We start from the raw sequence: 12,155 nt of genomic DNA, 5'->3' as shown, positions 1-12,155 counted from the left end.
GGCCACGGCCGGTACGGCAGCCGGTGCCGGGGCCACGGCCCGTACGGCAGCCGGCGTCAGGCCCGGCGCGAGGCCTCGGACTCCGCGAAGGCCACCAGGTCGCGGTTCTCCAGCACCCGGGTGCCGGGGTGGCCGTGCCGCGCGAGGCCGAGCACGGCGCGGCCGAGCTGCCCGGTGGTGACCACCACCGAGGGGAACAGCCGTCGCAGCACCGGCGCGACCGGGGTGAGGGCCGTCGCCGCCCAGCGGTACAGCGGCGTCCTCGACCGGACGCCGTGCACGGGCTGGACGAACGCGGGCCGGACGGCGTAGCCGTTCGGGAAGAGCGCCAGCACCGCGTTCTCGGTGCGGCCCTTGACCCGGGCCCAGCGGGTACGGCCCCGGCCGCTGCTGTCGGTGCCCGCACCGGAGACGTAGACGAAGGTCAGGTCGGGGTTCACCTCCGCCAGGGTCCGGGCGGCGGCGAGGGTGTAGTCGTGGGTGACGCGCTCGTAGTCGGCCGGATCCATGCCGACGGCGGAGACACCCAGGCACCAGAAGCAGGCGTCGGCGCCGGCGAACTCCCCGGCGAGCGGCGCGAAGTCGAGGAAGTCGGCGTGCACGGCTTCGCGGAGCCCCGGGTCGGCGAGGCCGGTCGGCGTGCGCCCCACGGCGAGCACCTCGGTGACCTCCGGGTCGCGCAGGCACTCCTGCAGCACGCCGTACCCGATCAGCCCGGTCGCACCGAACACCACGGCCTTCATGACCACTCCCTCTCCGCGGGCACCTCCGACGGGCCCGGGGAGAGGCTACGCCCGCCGGCCTGTCAGTGGGCGCCGAGGATCGCCAGCACCACGAGGCCGGTCAGCGCCACGAGCCAGGCCCACCACGTGTCCTTCAGGTCCATCGTTTCCTCCTCCGGGCGTCGATGCGCCGATCAGAGCACCGATGGCGGGGGCGGTCAACACCCCACGCACGGAGGGGTGCCCGGCACCACCCGGAGGCGCACGCGGGCCGGGGCAGGCCCGGCCGGGCACGGGGCGCGGAGCAGCGGGCCGGGGGCGCCCGGAGGCCCCGGGGCGCCCGGTCAGGCGCGGGCGGCGGGCCCGACCGCGCCCGGTACGACGGCGCCCGGTACGGCGATGCCCGGTCCGACCGCGCCCGGTGCGGCCGACGCCTCGACGCCGTCGCTGAGCAGCAGCGGCACGCCCGCCCGCCGTGCGCGGGACAGTGCCCGGAACCACGGGCGCTGGGCCGGCTGGAGCAGCGGCCGCCAGGCGGCGGGGCTGCGCCAGGCGTGGGTGTCGTGCTCGGTGCTGAGTGCGATCGGGGTGTCGGCGGGCAGCACGCCGCCGTCGAAGCAGAAGTCGATCACCTGCGGCCAGCCGTCGGCGGCCGCGCGGTGGTCGACGGCGAGGAGCCTCGGCGGGCCGTCCGCGACGATGCCGGTCTCCTCGCGGGTCTCCCGCACGGCGGTCTCGTGGGGCCGCTCGCCGTCGTCCGCGAGACCGCCGGGCAGCTGCCACCAGGCGGGGTGCCCGGGGTAGGGCCGGGCCTGGTGCAGCATCAGGACGCGGCCCGCCGGGTCGGTGAGCAGCAGGCCTGCCGAGACGACGTGCCGGGGCAGGCCCGCGGTGAACTGCGCCGCGGGCAGGAACGGCCGGAGGGGTGCCCCCGGCGCGGTCGGGGTGGTCGGTGCCATGTGCGGCCCTCCGGCGGTGCGGATCGGAGCGGAACGGCGGGGAGGGTTCCCGGGGCGCGGGCGAGCCTGCCCGGCCTCTCGCGCCCACCGGCCCCGCTCCGCCCTGCCCTGACCCGCCTGCCCCGCCCGGCCGATCATGGCGATGTTCGATCTTCGGCTTCAAGCCGGGAGATTCCGGTCGATTGCCCGCCTTTGACGGCTTTTCGATTCCGTCCGACCCGGCGTCACGGCGCCGGCGTTGCCGATCATTGCGGCCCGTTGCGGCGGCATGACATTTATTCCGGAGTGTTGACGTTAATTCGGGGCGCTCACCATGCTGTGGGGCATGCACCATCACGACGGCCCCCTGGCCCGGCTGCGCCAGGGCCACGAGACGCTCGTCCTCGACCTGTTGCGGCGGCACGGACCGCTCACCCGGGCCGGGCTCGGCACCCACACCGGACTCTCCCGCACGACGCTGTCCGACATCGTCGGCGGCCTCGTCGCGGGCGGCGCCGTGGTCACGGCCACCCCCGCGCCGGCCACCGGCCGCCGCGGGCGCCCGGTGGAGACCCTGAGCCTCAACCCCGCCGCCGGCCAGGCCGTCGGCATCGACTTCGCCCGCCGCGCGGTGCACGTCGCCGCGGTCAACGTCGCACACGAGGTGGTCGGTTCGGCGGGCGAGCCGCACCCGGCCGGGCTGCCGTGGGAGCAACGCGTCGCCATCGCCGAACGCCTGGTCGGCGGCCTCGCGGGAGGCGGGATCGGCCTGGGCTCGCTCACCGGCATCGGCGCGGGCGTGGTCGGGCCGGTCGGCCCGCCCGGCGAGCCCGACGGCTCCCCCGGCGGCACCGGCACCGTGCGCGCGCTGCTCGGCGCCGCGTTCGGCGTGCCGGTGCTGGTCGACAACAACACCCGGCTCGCCGCGCTCGCCGAATCCGTGTGGGGCTCCGCCACCGGCTCCCGCGACGTGCTGTACCTGCGGCTGTCGCACGGCGTCGGCGGCGGCCTGGTCGTCGGCGGCGCCCTGCACGGCGGCGCGTACGGCCTCTCGGGCGAGCTCGGCCACATCACGGTGGACCCGGCGGGCGCCCCGTGCGACTGCGGCGGCCGCGGCTGCCTGGAGACCGTCGCCTCGATCGGCGCGGTGCTGGAGGCCCACCGGGCCGCGGGCGGACGGGCCGCGGACGTCGCGGAGTTCACCGCCGCCGCCACGGCCGGCGAGGAGGCCGCGCTCGGGGTGCTGCGCACGGTCGGCGGCCACGTCGGCACCGTGCTCGCCGCGGTGTGCAACGCGGTCGGCCCGGGCGTCGTCGTGGTCGGCGGCGAACTCGCCGGGGCCGGCGCGCTGCTGCTCACCCCGGTCGAGGAGGCGCTCGCCGCGCACGTGCTGCCGCTCGCCCGCAGCCGGCTCGACCTGCGCCGCGCCGCCCTCGGCGAGTACGGCGGCGCCCTCGGCGGCATCGCCCTGGTACTGCAGGCCTCGCCGTTGCTCTCCCACTACCCCCATCGCACCCCCACCCGACCGGACGGCGAGGACACCCCGTGAACGGCACTCACCGAAGGGCACCGCGATGGCCGTGACCACCGCCGCGGGACGGCCCGCGGGCCGTCCCGCGGTCCGCCGGATGGCCCGCTCGCTCGCCCTCAACCTGCTGGCGGTCGCCGCCGGCCTCGCCGCCTGGTCGCTGCTCGCCAGGGCCGGCGTGCAGGGCCTGCCCGGGCCGGCCACGGTCGCCTCCCGGGCCGGCGAGCTGATCGCCGACGGCACACTGCCGGACGACACCCTGGCGAGCCTCCGCCGCGTCCTGCTGGGCTTCGCGCTCGGCACCCTGGCGGCCGTGCCGGTCGGCTTCCTGATGGGCTGGTACCCGACGGCGCGGGCGCTGCTGGAGCCGTACGTGCAGTTCTTCCGGACGATCCCGCCGCTGGCGCTGATCCCCCTGGCGATCGTGCTGCTGGGCATCGGCGAGGTGCCGAAGGTCTTCGTGATCTTCCTGGCGGCGTTCCTCTCCAGCGTGGTGGCCGCCTTCCAGGGCGTGGTCGACGTCGACGTCACCCTCGTGAACGCCGCCCGGGTGCTCGGCGCGGGCGACCGCGCGATCTTCCTCCGGGTGGTGATCCCCGCGGCGGCGCCGTTCATCCTGGTGGGCATGCGGATCGGCCTGGGCTCCGCCTGGGGCACCCTGGTCGCCGCCGAACTCATCGCCGCCCAGGAGGGCCTGGGCTTCCGCATGCAGCAGGCGCAGCTGTACTACGACCTTCCGACGATCTTCGTGGGACTGATCACCATCGGCGTCCTCGGCCTCGTCATGGACCGCCTGCTGCAGCTCGCCGAACGCCGCCTCACCCGATGGCAGGAACGCCGATGACCAGCAAGATCTCCTTCCGCGCGGTCTCCCGCACCTACCCCGTCAAGGACACCCTCTTCACCGCGCTCGACGCCGTCTCGCTCGACGTCGCGGACAACGAGTTCGTCACCGTCGTCGGCCCGTCCGGCTGCGGCAAGAGCACCCTGCTCGGCATGGCCGCCGGACTCGTCGCCCCGACCGCCGGGGAGGTGCTCGTCGACGGCCGGCCCGTCACCGGGCCGGGCCCCGACCGCGGCGTCATCTTCCAGCAGTACGCGCTCTTCCCGTGGCTGACGGTGCGCCGCAACGTCGAGTTCGGACTGCGCCTCGCCCGGGTGCCGGCCGCCGAGCGGCGGCGCCGCGCCGAGCACGCCATCGACCTCGTCGGCCTCGGCGACTTCGCCGACGCCCTGCCGAAGACGCTCTCCGGCGGCATGCGGCAGCGCTGCGCCATCGCCCGCGCGTACGCGGTGGACCCCCAGGTGCTGCTGATGGACGAACCGTTCGGCGCACTCGACGCGCTCACCCGCATCCAGCTGCAGGACCAGCTCCTCGCCACCTGGAGCCGGGAGCGGCGCACCGTGCTGTTCGTCACCCACGACGTCGACGAGGCGGTCTACCTGGCGCGCCGGGTCGTCGTCATGGCCTCCCGGCCGGGCCGCGTCCACCGGATCGTCGACGTCGACCTGCCGTACCCGCGGACCGAGGAGATCCGGCTCTCCCCCGCGTTCGCCCGGATCCGCAACGAGGTCTGGCACTCCGTCTACCACCAGGCCCCGGCCCCCTCGGCCGTCTGACCGCCCCTCACCTCGCCCCACCTCCACCGCACGACCCTTCCTAAGGACCTCCCACGCCATGCGTATACTCCGTCGCGCCCTCTTCGCCGCCTCCGCCGCGACCGTGCTGTCGCTCTCCGTCACCGCCTGCTCCTCCGGCTCCGCCGCCTCCACCGGCTCCACAGCCTCCACCGGTGGCGCCGCGAAGACCGCCAAGGTGCGGTTCGGATACATCAGCGACTTCAACGGCGCCAGCCTGCTCGCCATCGCCGACAAGCAGGGCCTGTGGAAGAAGCAGGGCCTCTCCCCCGAGCTGAGCGTCTTCACCAACGGCCCGCTGCAGATCCAGGCCCTCGGCGCGGGCGACCTCGACTTCGGCTACATCGGCCCCGGCGCGCTCTGGCTGCCCGCCTCCGGCAAGGCCAAGGTCGTCGCGATCAACACCCTCGCCTACGCCGACCGCGTCATCGCCCGGCCCGGCATCGGCTCGATCAAGGACCTCAAGGGCAAGAAGGTCGGCGTGCCGGCCGGCACCTCGGGCGAGATGGTGCTCAACCTCGCGCTCCAGCAGGCCGGACTCTCCCCGAAGGACGTCCAGAAGGTGCCGATGGACCCGTCGACCGTGGTCTCCGCGTTCGTGTCCGGGCAGATCGACGCGGCCGGCATCTGGTACCCGCTGATCGACACCATCAAGGCGAAGAAGCCCGGCCTCACCGAGATCGCCAGCACCCGCGACTTCACCGGACGGGCCTTCCCCACCGCGTTCGTCTCCGGCACGAAGACCGACGCGGGCCTCTCCGCGAAGGTCGTCAAGGTGCTCCAGGAGGCCAACGACTGGCGCGCCGCCCACCCCGACGAGGCCGTCGCCGCGGCCGCCGCCCTGCTCAAGCTCGACCCGGCCAAGGTCAAGGCCGACGCCGCCAACGTGCAGACGCTGACCACCGCCGACCTCGTCGCGAAGACGAAGGACGGCACGGTCGACGGCTGGCTCAAGGGCCTCGGCGACTTCTTCGTCTCCACCGGCCAGCTGAAGAACTCCCCGGCGCCGTCCGACTACTACGCGGGCGACGCCTACGCGGAGGCGTACGCCAAGTGAACCTGCTGTTCCTGATGACCGACCAGCACCGGGTCGACACCCTCGGTGCGTACGGCAACCCGCACGTGGCGACCCCGCACCTCGACCGGCTCGCCGCCACCGGCACCCGCTTCGACCGCTTCTACACGCCGACCGCCATCTGCACCCCGGCCCGCGCCAGCCTGCTCACCGGCCAGAATCCCTTCCGGCACCGGCTGCTGGCCAACCAGGAACGCAACGTCGGCTACCTGGAGGACCTGCGCGAGGACGTCTTCACCTTCCCCGAGGCGCTGAAGGCCCGCGACTACCGGCTCGGCCTCATCGGCAAGTGGCACGGCGGCACCGAGCGCAACGCCGCCTCGTACGGCTTCGACGGCCCCGACCTGCCCGGCTGGCACAACCCCGTCGACCATCCCGACTACCTCGCCTACCTCGCGGAGCGCGGCCTGCCGCCGTACCGGATCTCCGACCCGGTGCGCGGCACCTCGCCCAACGGCAACCCGGGCAACCTGCTCGCCGCCCGCCTCCACCAGCCCGTCGAGGCGACGTTCGAGCACTACCTCGCGACCCGGGCGATCGAGCAGTTGGAGCGGTACGCGGAGGACGGACGGCCGTTCTTCCTCGCCACGCACTTCTTCGGCCCGCACCTGCCGTACCTGCTGCCCGACGCGTACTACGACCTGTACGACCCGGCGCTCGTCGACATGCCCCCGTCGACGGCCGAGACCTTCGAGGGCAAGCCGCCCGTGCAGCAGAACTACTGCGACCACTGGGCGTTCGACACCATGCCGACGGAGGTCAGCCGCAAGCTCATCGCCGTCTACTGGGGGTACGTCACGCTCATCGACGAGCAGATCGGGCGCATCCTCACCCGGCTCGACGAACTCGGCCTGACCGACGCCACCTCGGTGTTCTTCACCGCCGACCACGGCGAGTTCACCGGCGCGCACCGGCTGCACGACAAGGGCCCCGCGATGTACGAGGACATCTACCGCATCCCCGGCATCGTCCGGGTGCCCGGGGCGCCGCCGCAGGTCCGCGACGAGCTCGTCTCGCTCACCGACTGCACGGCGACGATCCTCGAACTCGCCGGCGCCGACCCCTCGCCCGCCGTCGACAGCCGCAGCCTGCTCCCCCTGGTACGCGGCGAACGACCCTCCTGGCCTGCCGAGTTGGTGGCCGAGTTCCACGGCCACCACTTCCCGTACCCGCAGCGGATGATCCGCGACGACCGGTACAAGCTCGTCGTCAACCCGGAGTCCGTCAACGAGCTGTACGACCTCGACGACGACCCGCACGAGCTCGTCAACCGCCACCCCGACCCCGCCTGCGCCGCCGTCCGGGCCCGCCTCACCCGGCGGCTCTACGACCTCCTGCGGGAGCGCGGCGACAACTTCCACCACTGGATGGCCCCGATGTACGACATCGGCAGCCACCACGAGGACTCCACCCTCAGCGCCTTCGAACCCGACGGCACGGCCCCCGCCCCGCGGACCGGCCCGGCCCGGACGACCAGGGAGACGGTATGACCCGCACCCGACGGACCCGCACAGGACGGCTGCTGCGGCTGGCAGGCGCCTGTGCCCTGGCCCTGGGCCTCGCCACCGGCACCCTGCCCGCCGCCCACGGCGCCGACGACCCGCAGGCCGCACCGCAGGCCGGCGCCCAGGCCGCCACCTACACCAACCCGGTGTCCGCGGGCACCGTCGACACCTTCCCCGACCCCACCATGATCCGCGGCAAGGACGGCCTCTGGTACGCCTACGGCACCCAGAACCCCGTCTTCCAGAGCAAGGGCGAGGACGGCGAACGCATCCTGCCGATCCTGCGCTCCGCCGACCTCGTGCACTGGGACTACGCCGGGGAGGTCTTCACCCCCGCCACCCAGCCCGCCTGGCAGGGCGGTTCACGTCTCTGGGCGCCGGACATCCGCTACTTCGACGGCCACTACAGCCTCTACTACTCGGTGCCCGGCGCCGGCACGGTCGCCATCGCCACCGCGCCCACCCCGACCGGGCCGTGGACCGACGGCGGCTCCGTCCTGCCCTCCCCCAGCGGCTGCCCCAGCGGCAACATCGACCAGGCGCAGTTCACCGACACCGACGGCCAGCCGTACCTCTACTGGGGCAGCTACGACACCATCTGCGTCGCCAAGCTGAGCCCGGACCGCACCCGCACCCAGGGGGCCGTCACCCAGGTCGCCAGGGGCCGGCGCGTCGAGGGCGGCTTCACCGTCCACCGCGGCGGCTACTACTACCTCTTCTACTCCGACGCGGGCTGCTGCTCCGGCGCGTTCAGCGGCTACCAGGTCAAGGTCGGCCGCGCCACCAGCCCGACCGGCCCGTTCCTCGACGACCAGGGCACCGACCTCAACGCCCTGACCAGCAAGGCCGGGTTCGTCGCGGGCGCCAACGGCAACCGCTGGATCGGCCCCGGCCACAACGGCATCCAGACCGACCTCTCCGGCCAGGACTGGCTGGTCTACCACGGCATCCCGTCCGAGTCACCCGACCTGGCCCCCGCCTCCGGCGGCACCCTCAACCTCTCGCGCCGCCCCCTGCTGATCGATCGCCTCGACTGGATCAACGGCTGGCCCGTGCTGCGCGCCGGCGCCGGCCCCTCCGACACCGCCCAGACCGCCCCCGTCACCTCCTGGGCCGCCGGAGGCACCTTCAACGACCGCACCCTGAACGGCTGGCGCACCGAGGGTTCCGGCACCGCCGGCTGGTCCACGCCCACCGAGCAGGACTCCGGCGGCTACGCCGTGCACGCCGACAGCGGCACCGCGCCCGCCCACCTGGTGAGCACCGCGACCGCGCCGCCGAACGTCCGCGCCGAGGCCGAGCTGCGGGTCACCGCCCCCGGCGGCTCCGCCGGGCTCGACCTCGCCTACACCGGCACCGGCGACCGCGTCACCGCCTGGCTCGACCGCGGCCGCAACGCCCTCGTCACCGAGGCCCTCGTGGCCGGCGTCTCCACCGGTGAGCAGCTCACCGCGCTGCCCACCGGCTTCACCTGGAACACCTGGCACACCGTCAGCGCCGAACTCCGCGGCACCGCACTGACCGTGGAGGTCAGCCACGACCGGCTGCACGACCCGGTCGCCGTCCAGCAGCGCACCGTGCCCGCCGGTGCGGTGCGCTCCGGATCGGTCGGCCTGGCCGCCCGGGGGCCCGGCGCGGCGGGCGACAACGCCACGGCCACCGCGCTGTACACCCCGGTCACCACGCGCGTCGCCGACCCGGCGCCGGGCGCCCTGCTGCCCGCGTACAGCGACGAGTTCGACACCACGACCGTGCCGGGCACGACCGCCGGCTCGCCCTGGAGCTGGGTGCGCGGCCCCGCCGCCGGCGTCACGGCGGGGAGCGGCTCCCTCACCTGGCCGACCCAGACGGCGGAGCTCTACCTCGGCGACAACTCCGCCTCGGTGCTGCAACGCCCGGCCCCGTCAGGTGACTTCACCGTCGAGACCAGGATGGTCTTCGCACCCGGCCAGTCCTCGCAGCAGGCCGGCCTGGTGCTGTACGAGAACGACGACCGGTGGTTCAAGCTCGTCCACTCGGTGCTGCCGCTCGCCAACGGCAACGGCGCGCTGCTCCAGGTCAGCGAGTTCGGCAAGGAGGGCGAGCGCCCGACCACCACCCCGCCCACCGCGGTGGCCAACGCCCCGATGTTCGGCGGCCCGACCGCCGACACCCTGTGGCTGCGGCTCGTCCACCACCTCGACACCGCCCACAACGAGCACGAGGTACGGGCCGCCACCAGCCGCGACGGCGTCACCTGGACGTACGCCGGCGTGTGGACGCAGACCGTCAAGGGCCCGCTGAGGATCGGACTCGTCTCGATGAACAAGGCCGGGGCGACCGCCCGGTTCGACTACCTGCGCACCTACGCCGGGTAGCCCGGCCGCCCCGGAGGCCGCCCCGCACGACGCATCGTCGTGCGGGGCGGCCCGTCGTGCGGGGGCGGCCCGTCGCGTGGGGCGGCCGCGGCGCCGTACGCCGCGCCGTCAGCCGCGCCGCCGGGGGAACCGGCCGAGGAGCCCCCCGCCGACCGGAGCCGGCATCATCTCGTCGCGCAGGTGCGGGCCCGGGGCCGCCGCGCCGCGGCGGGGGCCGCCCGGCCCCAGGTGCGGCGCCAGCCGACCGATGTGCCGGGCGACGGCGGCCGGCGGCATCCCCCGGTCCGCCAGCACGTGTTCCAGCCCGCCCAGGGCGAGCCGCTCGCCGTCGGGGTCGCCGTTGGCGTGGCAGAGCCCGGCGCTCCGGGTGAAGCTGGCCATCGCGTCGTCGAGCCACCCTGCCCTGTGCTGCACATCGCCCAGACCCAGGTACGAGACGGACTCACCGCGCCACTCCCGGATGCCCCGGAACACCGCGGCGGCCTGCACCAGCATCGCCACCGCCTCCTGCGGCCGGCCGGCCTTCCCCAGCGCCGTGCCCCCGGAGAGCAGCGCCTTGCCCTCGTCCTGGGCATGGCCGGCCTCACGGAGCAGGGCCGCGGCACGACCGTGCTGGACCACGGCCTCCCCGAACCGACCCAGGTCCTCCAGCGCGCCGCCGTACCGGCTCAGCGCCGCGGCCTCACCGACCGGGTTCCCGCTCTCGTGGTGGAGCGCGGCCGCCCGGTGCAGGTGCCCGGTCGCCTCCGCCGCACGCCCCGTCCGGCGCAGGGCCCCGCCCAGCACCTCCAGCGCGTCCGCCTCACCGGAGGGGTCGCCCGCCTCGTGGAGGAGCGCGGCCGCGCGGAAGGCGTGGCCGGGCACCTCGTCCGGCCTGCCCTCGTCCGCCAGGACGGAGGCGAGTCCCAGGAGCGCACGCGCCTCACCCGCCGGCTCGCCCGCCTCGTGGTACAGCACGGCCGCGCGGTGCTGGTGGTCGACGGCCGCCTGCGCGTGGCCCTCGATGTGCCGGGCGAGGCCGAGCATCATCAGCGCGTCCGCCTCCGCCACGCCGTCCCCCGCGGCACGGTACAGCTGCGCGGCACGCGTGTACGCCCCGGCCGACTCCGCGTACCGCTCGTCACCGACCAGCGCATCACCGAGCCCGAACACCGCCTCGGCCTCACCCGCACCGTCCCCCGCGGCACGGTACAGCTCCGCGGCACGCGTGTACGCCCCGGCCGACTCCGCGTACCGCTCCTCGTCCGCCAGCACCGCGCCGAGCGACTCCAGCGCACCCGCCTCGGCCGCCCCGTCCCCGGCCCCGGCGTACAGCGCCGCCGCCCGGGCGAAGGCCGCGGCGGCCTCGTCCGGGCGTTCACCGTCCGCCAGCACCGCGCCGAGGTCGTGCAGGGCGCCGGCCTCGCCGGCCGGGTCGGCGGCCTCCCGGCAGCGGGCCGCCTCCCGGGTGAGGCGGTCGATCTCCCCGTCGGGCCCGGTCCCGGGATCGGGCTCCTCGCGGTGGCCGTGGGCCGTGCTGTCCTCGGTCGTCACGCCTGGTGCTCCTCACCGGTCCGGCTGGTGGGGGCACCCGTGACGGTGACGTGACGGCGGACCGTACGGGCGCACCGGCCCCCCTGGGGCGCCCTACTCGGACACCGTATGCCGGACGGCCCGGCGGACCAACCCCCCGGCCGCCGCCGGACGGCCGGGCGGGCGGCCTTCGCCGCTCCTCCGACTCCCCTCGCCCCCAGCGGATCCGACGGAAACCCGCCCTTCGCCGGCGGCGGGCCGGCGTGCGCGGGCCGCCGCCGCGACCGGCCACCGGATTCCCTCACCACACACCCGCCCCGACCCGTTACTCTGACCACCCGTGGAGCAATGGGGTGCAGATCTTTACGGAAATCCCTGCCATGACTGCGGCTGGGACTGGTTCTTGACGCCACGTCAGGCCGTCGACCGGGTCCGGGCGGTGCCGGCGGACATGGCGCTGCTGCTGGACGGGCGCAGCGGCGACGAGCGCCATCCGGACCTCGCGTGGACACCGGCCGGGTACGTCAGTCACGTGACCGACAACCTCCGCATCTGGGCGGAGCGGCTGGCGGGTGCGCGGCTGGCCGGGGTGGTGGACGTGCAGGGCTACGATCCGGACGCGCTGGCGGAGGCCCGCGGCTACGGCAGTGTGCCGGCGGCGGCGGCGCTGTGGTCGTTGCCGATCGCCGCGGACGCCTGGGCGCGGTCGGTGTCGGCGGCGCTGGAGGAGCAGGTGGTGCTGCGGCACGCGAAGCGCGGACCGCAGCGGGCGGAGGACGTCGCCCGCAACAACGCCCACGACGCGGTGCACCACCTGTGGGACATCCGGCGGATCCTCGCGCACGCGGACGGCGCCGGGGGCGGCGCGTAGCGGCCCCCG

General features: G+C 75.1%; 10 protein-coding genes. 7 read left to right on the top strand and 3 right to left on the bottom strand.

The features are described 5' to 3' along the window. Positions 1-56: 56 nt before the first annotated feature. A complete protein-coding gene (locus tag OG335_RS31980) occupies positions 57-743 on the bottom strand; it encodes an epimerase (RefSeq protein WP_405014618.1) in 687 nt (228 codons plus the stop codon). A 323-nt stretch (positions 744-1,066) separates the two neighbouring features. After that, positions 1,067-1,681, bottom strand: a complete 615-nt coding sequence (locus OG335_RS31975; protein WP_405014617.1) for an NUDIX domain-containing protein — start codon at positions 1,679-1,681, stop codon at positions 1,067-1,069. Between the two features lie 313 nt (positions 1,682-1,994). Between OG335_RS31975 and OG335_RS31970 the strand changes: the two genes are divergently transcribed. Genes OG335_RS31970 through OG335_RS31945 form a run of 6 tightly spaced genes read left to right on the top strand, consistent with a single transcriptional unit; the run spans position 1,995 to position 9,763 of the window. After that, positions 1,995-3,209, top strand: coding sequence for an ROK family protein (locus tag OG335_RS31970; protein WP_405014616.1), 1,215 nt, complete (start codon positions 1,995-1,997; stop codon positions 3,207-3,209). Positions 3,210-3,234: 25 nt separating this feature from the next. Beyond that, positions 3,235-4,032, top strand: a complete 798-nt coding sequence (locus OG335_RS31965; RefSeq protein ID WP_405014615.1) for an ABC transporter permease — start codon at positions 3,235-3,237, stop codon at positions 4,030-4,032. Beyond that, complete coding sequence (locus OG335_RS31960; protein ID WP_405014614.1) at positions 4,029-4,808, top strand: ABC transporter ATP-binding protein; 780 nt, start codon at positions 4,029-4,031, stop codon at positions 4,806-4,808. The genes OG335_RS31965 and OG335_RS31960 overlap by 4 nt, the downstream gene beginning before the upstream one ends. Positions 4,809-4,866: 58 nt before the next feature. Then, on the top strand, positions 4,867-5,883 hold the full coding sequence (locus OG335_RS31955) for an aliphatic sulfonate ABC transporter substrate-binding protein (protein WP_405014613.1): 1,017 nt from the start codon (positions 4,867-4,869) through the stop codon (positions 5,881-5,883). Continuing rightward, a complete protein-coding gene (locus tag OG335_RS31950; protein ID WP_405014612.1) occupies positions 5,880-7,391 on the top strand; it encodes a sulfatase-like hydrolase/transferase in 1,512 nt (503 codons plus the stop codon). The genes OG335_RS31955 and OG335_RS31950 overlap by 4 nt, the downstream gene beginning before the upstream one ends. Continuing rightward, positions 7,388-9,763 (top strand): family 43 glycosylhydrolase, encoded by a 2,376-nt coding sequence (locus OG335_RS31945; RefSeq protein WP_405014611.1) that lies wholly within the window; start codon positions 7,388-7,390, stop codon positions 9,761-9,763. Before OG335_RS31950 ends, OG335_RS31945 begins: the two co-directional genes overlap by 4 nt. 108 nt (positions 9,764-9,871) lie before the next feature. On the opposite strand, the gene OG335_RS31940 is transcribed toward OG335_RS31945, so the two are convergent. After that, on the bottom strand, positions 9,872-11,296 hold the full coding sequence (locus OG335_RS31940) for a hypothetical protein (RefSeq protein WP_405014610.1): 1,425 nt from the start codon (positions 11,294-11,296) through the stop codon (positions 9,872-9,874). Between the two features lie 382 nt (positions 11,297-11,678). On the opposite strand from OG335_RS31940, the gene OG335_RS31935 reads away from it, so the two are divergent. Next, positions 11,679-12,146: a DinB family protein gene (locus tag OG335_RS31935; protein ID WP_405014609.1), complete on the top strand. Its 468-nt coding sequence runs from the start codon at positions 11,679-11,681 to the stop codon at positions 12,144-12,146. Positions 12,147-12,155: the final 9 nt, after the last annotated feature.

The organism is Kitasatospora sp. NBC_01539, from assembly GCF_045040525.1.
GTDB lineage: Bacteria > Actinomycetota > Actinomycetes > Streptomycetales > Streptomycetaceae > Kitasatospora.
This window is presented reverse-complemented; position numbering and strand designations above follow the sequence as displayed.